Below are 18,361 nucleotides of genomic sequence, written 5' to 3'. Positions count from 1 at the left end.
AACCAAAAGAAACGATAGGGAGTGCTCGATGAAGGCCGCCGTCCTTTATGAAGTCAATCAGCCGCTGGTCATCGAGGATGTCAGCCTGCCGAAGCCGGGCCCACGCGAGGTTTTGATCCGCACGGCGGTCGCCGGCCTCTGTCACTCCGATCTGCACTTCATGGAAGGCCTGTATCCGCATCCGCTGCCCGCGGTGCTCGGGCACGAGTCCGCCGGCATCGTCGAGCAGGTCGGCTCCGACGTCACCTATGTGAAGCCGGGCGATCACGTCGTGACGTGCCTGTCGGTGTTCTGCGGCACCTGCGACAACTGTACCACGGGCCGCACCGTGCTCTGCACCGACACCACCGTAAAGCTGTTGCCGGGCGCCTCCAACCGGATGCAATGGTCGAAGCCCGAGAAGTTGCACCAGTTCCTCAACCTCTCGTCCTTCGCCGAGCAGATGCTGGTGCACGAGAACGCCATCGTCAAAATCCGCAAGGAGATGCCGCTCGATCTCGCCGCGCTGATCGGCTGCGGCGTCATCACCGGCTACGGCGCGGTCGTGAACACGGCGAAGGTGACGGCCGGCGAGACCGTGGCCGTGATCGGCTGTGGCGGTGTCGGCATGGCCGCGATCAACGGCGCGCAGATCGCCGGCGCCGGGCGCATCATCGCCATCGACACCAATCCGGCAAAGCTGCAGCTTGCGACCAAGCTGGGCGCGACCGACATCATCAATCCCACCGACGGCGACGTCGTGAAGCGGGTGCGCGACCTCACCAATGGCGGCGTGCATCATTCCTTCGAGGTGCTCGGCCGCAAGGAGACCGCGGAGCAGGCTTTTGGCATGCTGGCGTCCGGCGGCACGGCCACCATCGTCGGCATGATCCCGTTCGGTCAGAAGATCGAGCTGCACGGCTTCGACTTCCTGCGCGAGCGCAGGATCCAGGGCTCGTCGATGGGCTCCAACCATTTTCGCGTGGACATGCCGAGGCTGGTTGATTTCTACCTGCGCGGCCGGCTGCACCTCGAAGACTGGATCTCGGCCAAGCTGAAACTGTCGGAGATCAACGAGGGTTTTGCCAACATGAAGGCCGGCAAGACGCTGCGCAGCGTGATTGTGTTTGACAGCTAGCAACCGCAATGACGGTGTCATCGCCCGCGAAAGCGGGCGATCCAGTACTCCGCGGCGGAAGCTGTGTGAACCGACTATTGCCGCGGCGTACTGGATGCCCCGGTCAAGGCCGGGGCATGACAGCGGAGTGTGAGGATGGCTGACCTCGCCTCACCGCGACACGTGCGCTGATACCGCGAGCCACGTCCCGTTCTTCTTCGTCCAGCAATCGGTGTACCGCCCCGTCGCCTGCTGGCCGTCGGCGGTGGTGTAGCTGGTTGCGGCGTGGATGATAGCAAAATCGCCCATGATGCGGATGATGACATCATGGGCATGCAGATTGCGGATTGCGATCGGCCGTGCCGTCTGCTCCAGGAAGGCTGCACGGTCGACCAATGTCTTGTCGGGATTGGAGCAAAAAAACTCCGGCGCGAGGATTTCGTCGAAGCGCTTAACGTCGCAGTTTTGCACGGAGGCGACATAGTCGTGGTTGAGCGTGGTGAGCTGGTCGAGGTCTTGGCTCATGACGTTTCTCTCCCTCTATGTTATTTTACTCCGTCATTGCGAGCGTAGCGAAGCAATCCAGAAATGTCTCCGCGGATGCAGTCTGGATTGCTTCGTCGCAAGGGCTCCTCGCAATGACGGGAGGCACTAGTCATTGAACAAAGGGGGCGGCACGAACCCGCCGAATTCGCGCTCGATCAGCTCGGCGAGCTTGAGCGGCGTGCGGTCTTCCAGCCACGGGCCGACGATCTGCACGCCGATGGGCAGTCCGTCGGGCGCAAAGCCCGTCGGAATCGCGGTCGAGGGCAGGCCGGGGAGCGTCGCGATGCCCGGCCAGGCGAGCTGGTCCGGATAGACGTGCTCCTTGCCGTCGATCTTGATCCGCCGCTGCTCCTGCTCCGGCGAATGATCGTGCGGATAGGCTGCCGTCGGCATCACCGGGCAGATCACGGCGTCGTACGTCTTGAACAGCTCGCGCCATTGCGCCCGCAGCCGCGTGCGTCCGGCATTTGCCGCCTGCCAGTCGCGATGGTTGAGCGCGATACCGCGCAGCCGTTCGGCAGCCAAGCTGTTGTCGCCCTCTGGCAACGCCGCTGCGGCTGCCTTGGCGCCGGCGTAGACATCCGGCGCGAAGGTCGAGCCGAGGAACGACATCAGCATGCGCATATAGAGCCGCGAGGAGGCCGCGAAATCCGGCAGCAGCGGACTGCTGCGCTCGATCTTGACGCCAGCCTTGGCGAGATTGTCGGCCAGCCGGTTGATGGTGCCGCGCACCGCCGTGTCGGTCGGCAGCACCGGATCGGTGTCGATCACCAGCACGCGGAAATCCCTGAATGCCGTGTGTCGCGCCGCCGGCAGCTCGAGCCGGTAGGCCAGGCCGGCGTCGATCGGATCGGGCCCGGCCATCACGTCGAGCACCAGCGAAAGGTCGGCGGCGCTGCGCGCCATCGGGCCGATCACCGAGAGGTCGCGCTCGAACGGCAAGGGCGGCAACGGCGGCGGCGTGTGGCCGCGCATCGCGACGAGATTGAAGGTCGGCTTGTGCGCATAGATGCCGCAATGGAACGCCGGCACACGCAGCGAGCCGCCGATGTCCGAGCCGATCGAGAGCGGGCCATAGCCCGCGGCGAGCGCAGCCGAGGAGCCGCCGGACGAGCCGCCCGGCGTGCGGCCGAGATCGTAGGGGTTGTTGGTGGTGCCGTAGATGTCGTTGTAGCTCTGCCAGTCGCCGAGCCCCAGCGGCATGTTGGTCTTGCCGACGATGACGGTGCCGGCGTCCTTCACCCGCGTGACGGGCAGCGCGTCTTCCTTTGCGACAAAATCCTTCTGCGCGGGAATGCCCCAGGTCGTGGGCAGGCCGGCAATGTTATAGGATTCCTTCACGGTGATTGGGAGGCCGAGCAGCGGCTTCCGCTCGCCGCGCGCCCGGGCCGCGTCCGCGTCCCGCGCGGCGCTCAGCGCGCGGTCGAAATCCCGGACGCAGATCGCGTTGACCTTGCCGTCGTGACGTTCGATGCGATCGATCGCGTCCTGCGTGAGCTCGACCGCGGAGACCTTCTTTGCGGTCAACGCGGCCGACAGCTCGACCGCGCTCTTGTAACTCCATTCCGATTTCGCCACGACATGCTCCTGCGCTTCCCTGAAAGGATGATGCGCAGTTTGGCCGAAAGCCGCAACCGCCGTTTGATCGCGATTGATATGCCGGTGAGGCTCGTCGGGCGGACGCCAAAAAGTCGGTGTCATCGCCCGGCTTGACCGAGCGATCCAGTACTCCGAGGCCGCGAGACTAGAACCGAGAAGCCGCGGCGTACTGGATGCCCCGGTCGAGCCGGGGCATGACACCGAGAATGTGGCCCTACGCCGCCCCGATCAAGATCCCGACCGCCAGCACGATGGCGCCGCCGAGCACGATCTGGAACACGGCCTGGAGGAACGGGGTGTCCATGTAGCGCGCGCGGATGAAGGCGATCGCCCACAATTCGAAGAACACGACGACGCCGGCGATTCCCGTTGCGATCCAGAATGCGTTCGGCCAGCTGTCTGGGACGAGATAAGGAAGGGTGTGGCCGAGCCCGCCGAGCGTCGTCATCGCGCCGCAGGTGATGCCGCGCAGCCAGGGCGAGCCGCGCCCCGTGAGCGATCCGTCGTCGGACAGCGCCTCCGCAAAGCCCATGCTGATGCCGGCGCCGATCGAGGCGGCGAGCCCGACCAGAAAGGTCTGCCAATTTTGGTGCGTGGCGAAAGCTGCCGCGAACAGCGGCGCCAGTGTCGAGACCGATCCGTCCATCAGGCCGGCGAGGCCCGGCTGCACATATTGCAGCACGAACATCCGCCGTCGCGTGCGATCTTCCTCGGCGCGCACGTCCGGCTTCAGGATTTCGTCGGTCAGCGCGACGGCGCGGTTCTCGTGATGCTTTTCCTCCTCGGCGAGATCGCCGAGCAGGCGGCGCACGCCGACATCCTCGGCCTGCTCGGCGGCCCGCGCGTAGAAGCGCTCAGCCTCGAGCTCCATGGTCTCGACCTCTTTCCGGATGGTGTCGAGCGGCAGGTTTTTCGTCAGCCAGATCGGCCGCCGGCGCAGAAAGCCTTTGACGTTCTCGCGGCGGATCGGCGGCAGGTGCTGGCCGAAGCGTTCCTCATAGAGTTTCAGCAGCCGATGCCGGTGGCCGCGTTCCTCCTCGGCCATCTCCTCGAAAATCTTCGACGTGTCCGGGTAACGCTCGCGCAAGTCCTCGGCGAAGGTCATGTAAATGCGGCTATCCTCCTCCTCGGAGGAGATCGCGACCGCAAGCACCTCGCGCTCGGTCAGTTCGGCAAAAGTCTTCACGGCGGCCCTGTTTGATAGTTTAGAACTATTCTAAACTATATAAGGCGCCGGGGTTCCCGGGTCAAATCAGGCGGCTTTTGCGAGGAACTTGAGCAGCAAGCGGCTCACCTCGGCCGGCTGTTCCTGCTGCACCCAATGGCCGGCGCTGTCGACGAGATCGCAGCCGAGCATCTTCGTGCAGCCGCGCCCCTGCATCGCTTCGAACACGCCGGGGCGCTGATAGGTGCCCCAATCCTGCTTGCCCGAGATGAAGCACGAGGGCACGTCGATGCTGCGGCCCGCAAACAGCTGCATCTCGCTGTTGAGCATGCCCGAGGTGCCGTAGCGGTACCATTGCAAGCCCCCCTGGAATCCGGTGCGGCCGTACTCGGCGCTGTAATAGGCGAGGTCGCTGTCCGGCAGCCATTGGTTGGCGGCGATCGCGGCCGGCGAGGGCATCTCCTTCGCTACCGTCTCCGCCATCGTCTCGCCGGCGTCCATCACATAGTAGGTCGGCAGTTTTGCGAGTTCGCCCGCGGACCACGACTTCAGCGGATATGGCTTGTTGTCGGTCCAGTCCGCACTCTTCTGGTGATAGTAGGCGCGCAGGAAATCGTGCACGCCCTGCGGCGCGTGCTGCATGTCGGCGTTGGCCGGGCGCGTCGCGTAATACCATTGATAGTGTTTGCGCGGGCGCGGCAGCGCGGCGAGCTCGCGATGCACGGGGTCTTCGACTGCAGGCTTTGCCGGCACATCGACCGTGCCAAACGGCATCGGTGGCGCTCCGCCGAAGGGCGCGCTCATCAGCGTCACCGAGCGAAACACGTCGGGCCGGATCATGGCGCACCAGGCCGCGACCGGGCTGCCGAAATCATGCCCAGCGAGATCGACCTGCCGGTAGCCGAACGCCGACACCAGGGCGAGGGCGTCACGCACGAGGTTGAGCAGAGAGAACGGCGTGAGATCACCGTCGTAGTCGGCGGTCCATCCCGTGGTGCGGCCATAGCCGCGCTGGTCCGGCGCGATTACGTGATAGCCGGCCGCGGCCAGCGCCGGCATCACGTTGCGCCAGGAGAAGGCGAGCTCGGGAAAGCCGTGCAGCAGCAGGATGCAGGGCCGCCCCTTGGTCTCGAAGCCGGCTTCGAGCACATGCATGCGCAACCCGTTGATGCCGTCGACGTAACGCGAGCGGATTCCGGCGGGGAGAGGGATGTCGGGGAGGTCGGCCATTTTTTGTTTCCTCGTCATGGCCGGGCTTGTCCCGGCCATCCACGTTCTTGTTGCCGTTGATTGTAAGAACGTGGATGCGCGGGACAAGCCCGGGCATGACGGAAGCCGGGCGATTGCCGCGCGCTACACCGCCGCACACACGAACGCGCTGCCCTTGCGCCTGATCTTCCCGACCGACGGCGAGGGGAAATGCGCGGTGCAGCACAGCGTGTCGGTGTCGCAATAGCGCTCCAGAAAGCTGCGGCGCGTTTTCGCCGCCGCGGCCGGTCGACGTCGAACTTGATCGACAGCTCCGGATAGAGCGTCTGCAGCGGCGAATGCATGAGGTCGCCGGAGAACACGGCGTCGTCCTTGCCGCGGCCCATCGTGATGGCGATATGGCCGGGCGTATGTCCCGGCGTCGGCAGGATGCGGACGTGATCGCCGATCTGATGATCGTTGCCGACCAGCTCGTGGCGCCTGGCCTCGACCACCGGCAGCACGCTGTCGGCGAAAGGCGGGATCTCCGCCTTCGCATTCTCCGCGAACCAGTGGTCGTATTCCTGCTTGGCGAAGACGTAGCGTGCCTTGGGGAAGGTCGGCACCCAGCAGCCGTTCTCGAGCCGCGTGTTCCAGCCGACGTGGTCGACATGCAGATGCGTGCACATCACGAAATCGATGTCGTCGACCGCGAACCCGGCTGCGTTGAGTCCGCGCAAGTACGTGTCGTCGGTCTTCATGTTCCATTTCGGCCGCTGCGGGCGCGGCTTGTCGTTGCCGATGCAGCTGTCGATCAGGATGGTGTGGTGCGGCGTCTTCACCACATAGGACTGGAAGCACAGGAGCAGTACGTCCTGCTCGTCCAGCGCCTTGGCCTGCCGCATCCATGCCCGGTTCTCGGCTAGGACCTCAGGCGTCAGTCCCGGCAGCATCTCCAGCGCCGGCACGAACGAGGTTTCCTGCTCGATGACGCGATGGATGGTGAGATCGCCGACGGTGAATTTCAGGCTCATGCTCGCTTCCCTTGCACTCACCGTGCATCGCGCACGGATGGAATGACGATGTTGGAGAGGATGTCGATCGCGGCCAGCCCTTCCTTCGGCTGGCCGTATTGGGCAGCGGTGGTCATCATGACGAGATCAAGCTCGGGCACGATGAAGATGCGCTGGCCGCCCCAGCCGAAGGCAGCAACCCATTTGATTTCCTTGTCGCCGGCGAGCGAGCGGCCCATCCACCATTGATAGCCGTAGAACATCGTGCTGCCGAAATAGCCGATCGCCTGGAAGCGCGGCGTGGTCGATTGTGCGATCCAGTCGGCCGAGACGATCTGCCGGCCGTTCCACTGGCCGCGATTGAGCACGAGCTGGCCGATCTTCGCCGCATCGCGCGGCCGCAAGCGAAGGCCCGCGGCCGCTGCGATCTTGCCGTTCTTATAGGCTTTCCACTCGAAATCGCTGATCCCGAGCGGCTGGAACAGCACCTCGCGAGCAAATGCCTCCAGCGGCCTGCCCGAGACGCGTTCGAGGATGTTGCCGAGCAGTTCAGTCCCGCCGCCATTATAAGTCCACAGCACGTCGGGCGGCGCAGCGACTGGCTTTGCGAGCACATAGCCGATCGGATCGGCCTCAAAGGTGAGATGCGGCTCGTCGTTTTTCGGATCGGTCCAGGACCGTGCCTCGTCCCATTCAATGCCGGAGGACATCGTTAGCAGATGGCGCAGCGTGATGGCCTCCCAGCCCGCCTGCTTCGCCGCCTGATGGTCGGGGAAGAATTTGAGCGCGGGCTCGTCGACGCCTTCGATCAGCTTGCGATCGATCGCGATGCCGACGAGCAGCGAAGCGACACTCTTCGATGCCGAACGCATGTCATGCTTCGTCGTCGCGGTAAATTCGTGCTGGCCGTCCGGTTGTCCCCAGGGTTGGTCGTAGCCGGGAAAATACTGCTCGAAGACGAGCTTGCCGTGGCGCACGACGACAACCGAATGGACCGAGGTCGCGCGTTGATCGAGCCGTGCAGCGATGCTGCAGAGCCGCATGCCGTCCATGCCAACGCTGTCGGGCGACGCAGTCGTCCACCCGTCGTCGATTGACGACGGCGATCCACAGGCGAGGTTTTGTCGTCCAGTCGCCATGCCGTCGGCCTGCACGGAAGTGGCTGAGACGGTCAACGCGAGCACGAGGCTCGCGCCGAGAATGCTGAGGCGGGGGAAGCGATCGCGCATCGTCCTTCTCCCCGCAGCCCAGTTTACGCCGCCGGCGGCACCGAGATCTTGACCGAGGGGCGCTCCAGCATCTTCTGGTGGAAGGCGTCGAGTTTCGGATAGGCCTTGCGCCAGCCGCAATCGGCGAAGCGGAAGTCGGCATAGCCGAGCACGCAGATGAGGCCGATCTGCGAGATGTCGAACGGGCCGTTCAAAACTTCGGGCATGTTCTCGAAGCGCGCCATGCCGGTCCAGGCCCGGTTCCAGTGGTCGTCCGACCATGCCTGCCATTGCAGGCCCTGCGGCCGCACCATCTTCTCGTAGCGGCACAGCAGCATGGAATCGAGCATGCCGTTGATCAGGGAGTGATTGGTCTTGGCCTTCCAGCGCCGCGGGCCGTAATCGGGGATCAGGCTGCCGCCGGCCATCTCGTTGAGATATTCGACGATCACGTAGGAATCCAGAATGACGTCGCCGTCATTGGTGATCAGCACCGGCAGCTTCTTCAGCGGCGTGATGCGCGAATAATCCTCATTGACCGTGCCCGGCGCGACGGTTGCCGGCGTCAGCTCGATCTTGTCGATCAGCCCAAGCTCGATCGCGGCGATGCGCACCTTCCGGGCGAAGGGCGAGGCGGCGGAGAAGGAGAGTTTCATGGGGAAATGTCCTACGCGGTGACCGGCAGTTGGTTATCGTCATTGCGAGCGAAGCGAAGCAATCCAGTCTGTCTCCGTGGAAATAGTCTGGATTGCTTCGTCGCTTCGCTCCTCGCAATGACGGGGAGAGGGCGGAGGCCTTACGCCGCCACGATCTCCTGGCGCTGCTCGCCGAGGCCTTCGATGCCGAGCGTGACGACATCGCCGACATTGAGAAAGGTCGGCGGCTTCATGCCGAGACCGACGCCGGGCGGGGTGCCGGTGGTGATGATGTCGCCAGGCAGCAGGGTCATGAACTGCGACACGTACGAAACGCATTTGGCCATGGAGAAGATCATGGTCTGGGTCGAGCCGGTCTGGCGACGCTGGCCGTTGACGTCGAGCCACATCGACAGGTTCTGCACGTCCTTGATCTCGTCCTTGGTGGCGAGCCACGGGCCGACCGGGCCGAAGGTGTCGTGTGACTTGCCCTTGGTCCACTGACCCAGGCGCTCGGTCTGGAAGGCGCGCTCGGAGACGTCGTTGCAGACGCAATAGCCGGCGACGTAGTTCAGCGCATCGGCTTCCGAGACATACTTGGCGCGGGTGCCGATGATGGCGGCGATCTCGACTTCCCAGTCGAGCTTGGTCGAGCCGCGCGGCTTCTCGACCGCGTCGTTCGGGCCGGACAGCGACGTGTTGGCCTTCATGAAGATGATCGGCTCGGTCGGGATCGCGGCGCCGGTTTCCTTGGCGTGGTCGCTGTAGTTGAGGCCGATGGCGACGAATTTCGAGATGCCGGTGACGGGCGCGCCGAAGCGCGGCTTGCCGGAGACGGCGGGCAGGGAGGCCGGGTCAAGGCCCGCCAGCTTCTTCAGGGATTCCGGCGAATAGGCCTCGCCGGTCAGGTCCTTCACATGCGCCGACAGGTCGCGCAATTGGCCGGATTTGTCGATCAGGCCGGGCTTTTCCGCACCCTTTTCGCCATAACGAACAAGCTTCATTCTCGTTTCTCCCTGGAGATGGACCGATCGGTTAAATAGCTTCATGGAACAGGGCGGCGGGAAATTCAACCGCTCAAAGTGGGGCGCATTGCAGCCCTTCCTTTGTAGGGTGGGCAAAGGCGCGGAGCGCCGTGCCCACCAATTCTTTTTGATGGCCCGGTATGGTGGGCACGCGGAGCCTGTCATCGGGCGCGCATTCGCGCGACCCGGTGGCTTTGCCCACCCTACGATTGCAGCGCCACAAATTTGAACGCATCCCCGTCCCGCTTGATGTGGCCGGCCGAGAAATGGCCGCCGATCACCAGCGTCGGGGTATCGGCAAAGCGCGAGAACACCTTGTGCCGCGACGCGGCCGATTGGGCGGTATCGGTGTCGACGACCGAGCACCAGTCGAGATGCGCCATCTGGCAGGGGTGATGGGCGACGTCGCCGCTGAGCAGCCCTTGTTCGCCGCCGGACTCGATCAGGACGCTCATATGCCCGGGGCTGTGGCCGGGGGTCGGGATCACGCTGATCTCCTCGCAGAGCCGGTGATCGCTCGGGATCAACTCGGCCAGGCCCGCATCGACGACCGGCTTCACGGAATCGTTGAACACCGCGACCTTGTCCGGCTCGGCCGTATAGTCGCGCCAATATTCATACTCGGTCTTGCCGAACAGGTAGCGCGCCCTGGCGAAAGTCGGCACCCACTTGCCATCGACGAGCTTTGTATTCCAGCCGACATGGTCGACATGCAAATGCGTGCACAGCACGGTGTCGATGCTGTCAGGGGGAAAGCCCGCTTCCGTCATGGTCTCCAGAAACGGCGTGCTGCGGTTATTCCAGACCGGGACACCGCGGCCCTGCTTGTCGTTGCCAAGGCCAGTGTCGACCACGATGCGGCGCGTCGGCGTCTCCACCACCAGCGAGTGGATCGACATTTTCAGCCGGCCCTCCTCGGTGGCGAAATGCGGGATCAGCCAAGGCAGCTTCTGGATCTCGTCATTGGTCGCGGCCGGCAGGATGAAGCGGGTCGAGCCGACCGTCTCCATTTCCACGATCTTGGTGATTTTGACCTTGCCCACGGTCCACGGCATGCGGCGATCCCAATTTTCTTGCTTTCGCGAAAGATGCGGCCTTCCGCCGTCGAACGCAATGGATCATCTGTCGCGATGTTGCGTTATCGGGGGAACCCCGAGACAGCCAGAGAGAGCGACGATGCCAGAGCTTGCTATTTCCGCCGAGAAGGTCGCCTTCATCATCGAGAAGGCCCGCGAATTCGACGTCAAGGAGGCAGCGTCCGACCCTGACTCGGGCTCCAATCCCTCTGATGATGACGAGATCGACGTGCTCGAGGACACGAATTCCGACCCGGTCGCAGCCGAGCTCTCCGGTTTCATCCGCGCGCTGAACGAGGACGAGCAGCTCGATCTCGTCACGATGATGTGGCTCGGCCGCGGCGATGGCGAAGTGGAGGAGTGGGACGATCTGCGTGCCCGCGCCGCCGAGGCGCGCGGTGAATACAAGAACCCGCGTCGCGAAACGGTGCAATATCTGCTGGGCGAGCCGATGCTGGGCGATCTGCTTGCCGACGGCATGGACGAGCTTGGCATCGACTGGACCGACGAGCGGACTACGCCGGTTTCGTAAGTCGTCACCGCGCGCAGTCGACGATCACGGTGCCGAGCTTGTCACCCTTCTCGACGGCGAGATGCGCCTGCGCGGTATCCGATAGCGCGAACTGCGCCGCGACGTTGTGAATGCGCGGCCCTGCCGCCAGCCATTTCGTGATATCGGCCTGCGCCGCCGCAAGCAGCGCGGGCGGTAGCGCGAACAAGACGAGCGAGCGGAGCGTGATGCACTTCTCCATCAGTTCGCGCATCGGCACCGTGGGTGTGCGGTTGCCGTTGGTGGCGTAGACGGCGATCGTCGAATTGAGCGCCATCAGCTTCAACGTCGTCGCGATGTTGCCGCCGAAATCGACATCGACCACGCGATCGACACCACGTCCGCCGGTGAACGCCATCGCCTTGGCGACGACGTCCTCGTCCCTGTAATTGACCACGAGATCGGCGCCCGCGCGCCGGGCCTGCTCGCCCTTCATCGCCGAGCTGACTGTCGCGATCACCTGCGCGCCGCCCCATTTGGCGAGCTGCACGGCATAATGGCCAACCGCGCCGGCGCCGCCGGTGACGAGCACGGTCTTGCCGACGATCGGCCCATCCGCAAACAGGCTGCACCATGCGGTCATCGCGGGGATGCCGAGCGTTGCGCCCTCCGCAAAGGAAAGATGATCCGGCAGCGGCGTCACCAGCTGCTCGGCGAGCGCGATATATTCGGCCGCCGTGCCGAAGGCGCGGCCGTTGCGCTGGCCGTTGAACAGCCAGACCCGGTCGCCGACCCTGAAGCGCGTTACGCCGTCGCCGATCTGGTCGACGAAACCCGCGCCGTCGCTGTTCGGAATGACGCGCGAAAATTCAATCGCGCGATAGCTGCCGCCGCGCCGGCCGACATCGGCCGGATTGACGCCGGAGGCCTCCAGGCGAATGCGAACTTCGCCTGGGCCAGCGACCGGCGTCGCCATCTCACCATAGGTGAGGACATCCGCCGCCGGTCCAGTTTGCTCGTACCAGACTGCTCTCACAGCGTTCCGGGGAAGGCGCCGCCGTCGAGCAAGATATTCTGGCCCGTGATGAAGCCGGCCTTGGCGCCGCAGAGGAAGGCGCAGGCATAGCCGAACTCGTCAGGCTGGCCGAAGCGGCCGGCCGGGTTGAGTTTTGCTCGCTCGGCCAGGATCTGCTCCGGCTTCGTGCCGCGCTTGTCGGCCTCGGCCTTCGCGGTGCCGGTCAGGCGGTCGGTCTCGAACGGACCCGGCAACAGGCCGTTGATGGTGACGTTGTTGATCACGGTCTTGCGCGACAGGCCGGCGATGAAGCCGGTGAGGCCGGCGCGCGCGCCGTTGGAGAGACCGAGGATGTCGATCGGCGCCTTCACCGCCGCCGAGGTGATGTTGACGATGCGGCCGAACTTGCGCGCCATCATGCCGTCGACGGTCGACTTGATCAGCTCGATGGGCGTGAGCATGTTGGCGTCGATCGCCTTGATCCAGTCGTCGCGGGTCCAGTTGCGGAAATCGCCGGGCGGCGGGCCGCCGGCATTGTTGATGAGGATATCCGGCTCGGGGCAGGCCTTCAGCACGGCCTCGCGGCCCGCAGGCGTCGTGATGTCGCCGACGATCTCGGTGACCTTCACGCCCGGATAGGCTTTGCGGATGTCGTCGGCCGTCTTCTTCAGGGCTTCGGCGCCGCGCGCGGTCAGCGTGACGTCAACGCCGGCTTCCGCCAGCGAGATGGCGCAGGCGCGGCCAAGGCCCTTGCTGGATGCGCAGACGATGGCGCGGCGACCTTTGATCCCAAGATCCACTGTTTCACTCCCGTAATGTCAGGCAGGTTTTGGACGGGCCGCACTCTAGCCAATCATGGCGCCGCTGATAAGGGAGGGGGCCGCGTCAAAATGCATGGCGCGGTCGCGCGGCGATGCAAATGTGCGGGCATGATCCGGAAAAGTGTGCCGCGGTCTTCCGAAAAGATCATGCCCAGACAATAAGCTAGATACGCCGTTCCTGCTTGAGGCGGTCGATCGCGGCCGCGGCCTCCGGCGGCAATGTCTTGAAGCCCATCTTGCCGGCCGCCGAGAACAACGGCCGCAGATGCGAACCGGCGAGGAACGGTGGCTGCCGGTTGGCCGGCACGATCTGGTCGAACACCAGCACCAGCGTGGTGGCGACGAGGCCGACCCTGACGGCGCCGAGTGCGGCGCCGGCGAGCCGGTCGCCGATCCCGGCTTCGCGTATCGTGTCGTTCAGTGCGAGGCGGCCGATATAACCAAGGAGCATGCCGACGACCACGAAGATGCCGAAGAACCAGATCCAGTTTTGCAGCAGCGGCGCGTTCGGATTGGTCGCGACCTGCGGCACGATCAGCGGCATCAGCGCGACGGCGATGGGAGCGGCCAGGAGATAGGCGAGGATGGTCATGGCGCTGCCGAGCAGGCCAGTCCTGAAACCGAAGCCGATCGCGACGGCGAGTGCCGTATAGACCGCGAGATCGAAACTGTTCATGAGCGTCAGGCCTGCCTCGATGGAACGCTTGCGTCGATGGAACGAATGAACGCCGGACCGATCATTCCGGTTTCAGATCGTTAAAATCGTCTGTATTGGTGGCTCCAAAGCTCAGGGAAAACACTCAAGGCAAGCGTCATGTCAGACTTATTCGACGTCAGTCAAGAAACCATCCTTGTGACGGGCGCGAGCCAGGGGCTGGGGCGGCAATTTGCCCGGGTCCTCGCGGCCCATGGCGCGGCCGTCGCGCTCGCGGCGCGGCAGACCGACTAGCTGAAGAGCCTGGAGGAGGAGATCCGCGGCAAGGGCGGCCGCGCTGCCGCGGTCGCACTCGACGTCACTGACATGCCATCGATCGCCAAGGCTGTGGATGCCACGGAAGCCGCGCTCGGTCCGATCACGGTGCTGATCAACAATGCCGGCATCGCCATCGAGAAGCTCGCGACCGAACAGACCGAATCCGATTGGGACGCCGTGATCGGCGCCAATTTGAAAGGCGCCTATTTCCTCGCGACCGAAGTCGCGCGCCGCATGATCGCGCGCAAGCAGGAAGGCAACATCGTCAACATCGCTTCCGTGCTCGGCACCGGCGTGCTGAAGGCGGTGTCGCCCTATGCGATCTCCAAGGCCGGCATCCTCCAGGCGACCAGGGCGATGGCGCTGGAGCTCGCGGGCCAGAACATCCGCATCAACGCGCTGGCGCCCGGCTATATCGACACGGAAATGAATCACGCCTTCTGGTCCACCCCGCCGGGCGAACGCCTGACCAAGCGCATCCCGCAGCGCCGCGTCGGCGCCGAGTCCGATCTCGATGGCGCGATCCTGCTGCTGGCGTCACGGGCGTCGCGGTACATGACGGGGAGTGTGGTGACGGTGGATGGCGGGTTCTTGTTGAACTAACCACCGCTGTCGTCCCGGACAAGCGAAGCGCAGATCCGGGACCCATAACCCCAGGGAGAGGTTTGGCAAAGATTCGGAGTTACTATCTCGCCCCACAACATCTCCCTGCGGTTATGGGTCCCCGCGTTCGCGGGGACGACAGCTGAATGTAAGGCGGCGGCTTCGCGCTACCTCGCCTCCACCCTGATCATATCCGCCGCCTTCTCCCCGATCATGATGGTCGGCGCGTTGGTGTTGCCACCGATCAGCGTCGGCATGATCGAGGCGTCGACGACGCGCAGGCCCTCGATGCCGTGCACCTTCAGCTTCGGATCGACCACCGACATCGCATCGGTGCCCATCTTGCAGCTGCCGACGGGGTGATAGACGGTGTCGACGCGATTGCGCAGGATGGCGCGGATGTCGTCGTCCGTTCTCACATCCGACGTGAACATGTCCTTCTTCCGCAACGCGCGCAGCGCGGGCGTCTCCATCAGCCGCCGCGTGGTCTTGAAGCCCGCGACCATCGACTCGAGATCTTCCGCCTCGCCCAGAAAGTTCGGATCGATCATGGGTGCAGCGAGCGGATCGGCGCTCTTCAGCCAGACGCTGCCGCGGCTCTTCGGTCTGAGCAGGCAGACATGGCACGAGAAGCCCGCCTCCTTGTGCTTCTTGCGGCCGTGGTCGTCGAGCATCGCGATGACGAAGTGCAGCTGGATGTCTGGCACCGCGAGGTCGGGCCTGGTCTTCAGGAAGCCGCCACATTCGGCGAAATTGGTGGTCATCAGGCCGCGTCGCTCGCGGCGATACTGCTGGATGGCGCGGAGCAGGGATGGCAACCGGCCGAGCGACGAATGAACGAAGTGCGGATAGTCGGAGGCGTAGACGAACACGAAATCCGGATGGTCCTGCAGATTGCGCCCGACGCCCGGCAAATGATCCACGACGCCAATGCCGTGCGCGCGAAGCGCATCGCCATCGCCGATGCCCGACAGCATCAATAGCTGCGGCGACTGGAAGGCGCCGCCGGCGAGGATCACCTCGCGGCGGGCGCGCAGCTGCTTGGTCTGCTTGCCCTGCACATATTCGATGCCGACCGCGCGCCCGCTATCGAACAGGATTTTCGTGGCCTGCGCCCCCGTCTCGACGCGCAGATTCGCGCGCTTGTCCATGTGGGGATGCAGATAAGCGCGTGCCGCGCTCCAGCGCTCGCCATGGTGCTGCGTCACCTGGTAGCTGCCGAGCCCTTCATGGTCCTCGCCGTTGAAGTCCTCGCGGATGCGGAACTGTGCCTCGCGCGCGGCCTGGTGGAAGACGTCATGGATCGGATTGTGCGAGCGCAGCCCGTTGACATGCAGCGGGCCGCCCTTGCCATGATAGTCGCCGTCGAAATCGGAATTGTTCTCCGAGCGCTTGAAATAGGGCAGCCCGTCGGCGTACAACCAGCCGGCATTGCCGAGCGAGGCCCAGTGGTCGTAGTCCCATTTGTGGCCGCGGATGTAGACCATCGCGTTGATCGCCGAGGAGCCGCCGAGGCCCTTGCCGCGCGGTTGATAGCCGATGCGGCCGTTCAATCCCTTCTGCGGCACGGTATCGAAAGCCCAGTTGGCCGCGCTGTATGGCAAAGCGAGCCCGAATGGCGTGGTGATCCGCCAATTGTCGTTCCGCCCGCCGGCGTCGAGCAGCGCCACGGACGTCGCCGCATCCTCCGACAGCCGCCCCGCTACCGCGCAGCCGCCGGAGCCCGCGCCCACGACGACGAAGTCGAATGTGTCAGTCACTGATATGTCCCCCCTCTGCATTTTCTTCTCGTCATTGCGAGCGTAGCGAAGCAATCCAGAAGCCCGCCGCGGAGACAGTCTGGATTGCTTCGCGGAGCCTGTCATCGGGCCGCGCTTCGCGCGGACCCGTTGGCTCGCAATGATTGAAAGCTACGACATGAACCGCATCAACTTCTCCAGCCGCGCGATCTTGCCGCCATAGGGCGGATAGAGGTCGGCGAGGCGGTTGAACTTGGAGCGATAAAACACCGGCTTCAGTTTGCTGAACGTGCGAAAACCCCATTCGCCGTGATAGGCGCCGGTGCCGGATGCGCCGACGCCGCCCATCGGCTGGTTGGCTTGCGCGAAGTGGAACAGGCAGTCGTTGACGGTGACGCCGCCGGAGATCGTGCGCGACAGCACCTCGTCGCGGGCGGCGCGATCCTTGCCGAACCAGTAGAGCGCGAGCGGCCGGTCGCGGGCGTTGACGAAAGCGATCGCCTCCGCCGGATCGCGATAGCCCAGCACCGGCAAAACGGGGCCGAAAATCTCCTCCTGCATCGCCGCCATCGCCTCGGTCGCGCCGACGATCAGTGTCGGCGGGAATTTGCGGTGTGCTTTCCAGTTCGGATCGTCCGCTTTCGCCGGTTGCAGGATTTTTGCGCCGCGCTGCGCAGCATCTGCCACGAGTCCTTCAAGCCGCGCATAGTGCCGGTCGGAGATGACGGAGGTGTAGTCCTTGTTGGCGGGATCGGTGCCGAACATGCGCCGCATCTGCGCGCGCACTTTTTCGGCGAAGGCCTGCAACGAGCGCTCAGGCACCAGCACATAGTCCGGCGCGATGCAGGTCTGCCCGGCATTGAGCAGCTTTCCGTAGGCGATGCGCTCGGCCGCCTCCTCGAGATCGGCGGAGGCGTCGATGATCGCCGGCGACTTGCCGCCGAGCTCGAGCGTTACGGGCGTGAGATTGCGCCCGGCGGCCTCCGCGACCAGCCGACCGACCCGGGTCGAGCCGGTGAAGACGAGATGGTCGAACGGCAGGCTCGCGAAGGCTTTTGCGATCTCGTCCTCGATGCCGGTGACGAGTAGCTCGGTGGCATCGAACTTTTGCGCCACCGTCTCCTTCAGCAGCACTGAGAAGTGCGGCGAGAGTTCGCTTGGCTTGATGATGACCCGGTTGCCGGCGGCGATCGCGCCGATCGCGGGCGCAAGCGTGAGCTGGAGCGGATAATTCCAGGGCGCGATGATGCCGACCACGCCGAGCGGCTGCGGGATTAGGCGGTTGCGCGCCGGCAGGAATTGCAGCGCGGTGGCCACGCGCTGCGGCGCCATCCAGCTCTTCAGGTGCTTGGTCGCATGCCGGATCTCGGAGAACACCAGCATCGTCTCGGCGATGGTGGTCTCGACGGCCGAGCGGTGGCCGAAATCGGCCGAGATCGCCTGCCGGAAACGCTCCTCGTTGTCGGCGACGACAGTGCGCAGCCGCGCCAGCCGGTCGAGCCGCTCGGCCAGGTCAGGTGCAGGCTCGGCGCGCGCCCGCGCAACCATGGCCTCGAAGGCATCCTTCAGCGCCGGGAGTGGCGCGCTCGCCAAGGGGCGGTCCAAGGTATGGTCCATGGGTGGTCTCCCCTGAAAACGACGTTTGCCCCCGGTTTTGTTGCCGCAAGCTGGCCCTTTGTGGAACTTCTGGCAAGAGTACGCCAAACGGTCCCGAAATCGGCCCAACTCACTGTCATAAAGTCGAAAAAAACGTCCCCGCGGCCCTTTCCAAAGGCAGCCCGGGTTGGTACATACGCCTCGCACCCGAGGGGCTTTGCCCCGGGGGTGCCTTCCAAGGAAGCCTTTGGGACGGACGAAGCAAGCCACGCGAACAGCGCCGGCCACTTCATCCACCGTCCCCGGCATCTTGGCCAAGGCATAGCGACGGTTTAACGCGGGGTGGAGCAGCCCGGTAGCTCGTCAGGCTCATAACCTGAAGGTCATAGGTTCAAATCCTATCCCCGCAACCAAGTTCGGACTTTACCGGTCCCGATACGAAAATGGCCCGCATCACGCGGGCCATTTTTGTTTTGAGAAGCCACGCACCTACCGTCTCAGGTCACGACGAGTCCCGCGGTCAGTGCGGCCTTCCTCAGATAGGTAAGCGAACCACGCCGAACTTCGCTGGTT

Annotated in this window: 15 protein-coding genes, 1 tRNA gene and 2 pseudogenes; 4 read left to right on the top strand and 14 right to left on the bottom strand. The window is 64.5% G+C overall.

What is annotated here, in order from left to right:
- Window positions 1-28: 28 nt before the first annotated feature.
- On the top strand, window positions 29-1,117 hold the full coding sequence (locus tag J4G43_RS47885) for a Zn-dependent alcohol dehydrogenase (protein ID WP_208089031.1): 1,089 nt from the start codon (window positions 29-31) through the stop codon (window positions 1,115-1,117).
- Window positions 1,118-1,267: 150 nt separating this feature from the next.
- On the opposite strand, the gene J4G43_RS47880 is transcribed toward J4G43_RS47885, so the two are convergent.
- The 9 genes and pseudogenes from J4G43_RS47880 to J4G43_RS47840 all read right to left on the bottom strand — a co-directional run bounded on the left by J4G43_RS47880 (window position 1,268) and on the right by J4G43_RS47840 (window position 10,530).
- Window positions 1,268-1,621: a nuclear transport factor 2 family protein gene (locus tag J4G43_RS47880; protein WP_085403464.1), complete on the bottom strand. Its 354-nt coding sequence runs from the start codon at window positions 1,619-1,621 to the stop codon at window positions 1,268-1,270.
- A 126-nt stretch (window positions 1,622-1,747) separates the two neighbouring features.
- Window positions 1,748-3,220, bottom strand: coding sequence for an amidase (locus J4G43_RS47875; RefSeq protein WP_208089030.1), 1,473 nt, complete (start codon window positions 3,218-3,220; stop codon window positions 1,748-1,750).
- 235 nt (window positions 3,221-3,455) lie between these two features.
- Window positions 3,456-4,427 carry an iron exporter MbfA gene (mbfA, locus tag J4G43_RS47870; RefSeq protein ID WP_085403465.1) on the bottom strand — a complete coding sequence of 324 codons (972 nt, stop codon included), beginning with the start codon at window positions 4,425-4,427 and terminating at the stop codon, window positions 3,456-3,458.
- A 66-nt stretch (window positions 4,428-4,493) separates the two neighbouring features.
- Entirely contained in the window at window positions 4,494-5,636 is a 1,143-nt protein-coding gene (locus tag J4G43_RS47865; protein ID WP_208089029.1) for an alpha/beta fold hydrolase, read from the bottom strand.
- A gap of 123 nt (window positions 5,637-5,759) precedes the next feature.
- Window positions 5,760-6,628: pseudogene (locus J4G43_RS47860) on the bottom strand (MBL fold metallo-hydrolase).
- Window positions 6,629-6,645: 17 nt separating this feature from the next.
- Entirely contained in the window at window positions 6,646-7,836 is a 1,191-nt protein-coding gene (locus J4G43_RS47855) for a serine hydrolase domain-containing protein (protein WP_208089028.1), read from the bottom strand.
- A gap of 23 nt (window positions 7,837-7,859) precedes the next feature.
- On the bottom strand, window positions 7,860-8,471 hold the full coding sequence (locus tag J4G43_RS47850) for a glutathione S-transferase family protein (protein ID WP_208089027.1): 612 nt from the start codon (window positions 8,469-8,471) through the stop codon (window positions 7,860-7,862).
- Between the two features lie 140 nt (window positions 8,472-8,611).
- On the bottom strand, window positions 8,612-9,454 hold the full coding sequence (locus tag J4G43_RS47845; protein ID WP_071916817.1) for a fumarylacetoacetate hydrolase family protein: 843 nt from the start codon (window positions 9,452-9,454) through the stop codon (window positions 8,612-8,614).
- A 224-nt stretch (window positions 9,455-9,678) separates the two neighbouring features.
- On the bottom strand, window positions 9,679-10,530 hold the full coding sequence (locus tag J4G43_RS47840) for an MBL fold metallo-hydrolase (RefSeq protein ID WP_208089026.1): 852 nt from the start codon (window positions 10,528-10,530) through the stop codon (window positions 9,679-9,681).
- A 121-nt stretch (window positions 10,531-10,651) separates the two neighbouring features.
- On the opposite strand from J4G43_RS47840, the gene J4G43_RS47835 reads away from it, so the two are divergent.
- Window positions 10,652-11,083 (top strand): DUF3775 domain-containing protein, encoded by a 432-nt coding sequence (locus tag J4G43_RS47835; RefSeq protein WP_028149244.1) that lies wholly within the window; start codon window positions 10,652-10,654, stop codon window positions 11,081-11,083.
- 4 nt (window positions 11,084-11,087) lie between these two features.
- Here J4G43_RS47835 and J4G43_RS47830 read toward each other — a convergent pair whose 3' ends face one another.
- The 3 genes from J4G43_RS47830 to J4G43_RS47820 form a co-directional block, all read right to left on the bottom strand.
- A complete protein-coding gene (locus J4G43_RS47830; RefSeq protein WP_208089025.1) occupies window positions 11,088-12,077 on the bottom strand; it encodes an NADPH:quinone reductase in 990 nt (329 codons plus the stop codon).
- On the bottom strand, window positions 12,074-12,856 hold the full coding sequence (locus J4G43_RS47825; protein ID WP_208089024.1) for an SDR family oxidoreductase: 783 nt from the start codon (window positions 12,854-12,856) through the stop codon (window positions 12,074-12,076). The genes J4G43_RS47830 and J4G43_RS47825 overlap by 4 nt, the downstream gene beginning before the upstream one ends.
- Before the next feature lie 184 nt (window positions 12,857-13,040).
- Window positions 13,041-13,553 (bottom strand): CvpA family protein, encoded by a 513-nt coding sequence (locus J4G43_RS47820; protein ID WP_208089023.1) that lies wholly within the window; start codon window positions 13,551-13,553, stop codon window positions 13,041-13,043.
- 138 nt (window positions 13,554-13,691) lie between these two features.
- Between J4G43_RS47820 and J4G43_RS47815 the strand changes: the two are divergent.
- Window positions 13,692-14,453, top strand: a pseudogene (locus J4G43_RS47815) (SDR family oxidoreductase).
- Window positions 14,454-14,620: 167 nt separating this feature from the next.
- On the opposite strand, the gene J4G43_RS47810 reads toward J4G43_RS47815, so the two are convergent.
- Entirely contained in the window at window positions 14,621-16,213 is a 1,593-nt protein-coding gene (locus J4G43_RS47810) for a GMC family oxidoreductase (protein WP_208089022.1), read from the bottom strand.
- 150 nt (window positions 16,214-16,363) lie between these two features.
- Window positions 16,364-17,809, bottom strand: coding sequence for a coniferyl aldehyde dehydrogenase (locus J4G43_RS47805; RefSeq protein ID WP_208089021.1), 1,446 nt, complete (start codon window positions 17,807-17,809; stop codon window positions 16,364-16,366).
- Window positions 17,810-18,124: 315 nt separating this feature from the next.
- Here J4G43_RS47805 and J4G43_RS47800 point away from each other — a divergent pair.
- Window positions 18,125-18,201, top strand: a tRNA-Met gene (locus J4G43_RS47800).
- Window positions 18,202-18,361 lie beyond the last annotated feature (160 nt).

It is taken from the genome of Bradyrhizobium barranii subsp. barranii (assembly GCF_017565645.3).
Taxonomy (GTDB): domain Bacteria; phylum Pseudomonadota; class Alphaproteobacteria; order Rhizobiales; family Xanthobacteraceae; genus Bradyrhizobium; species Bradyrhizobium barranii.
This window is presented reverse-complemented; position numbering and strand designations above follow the sequence as displayed.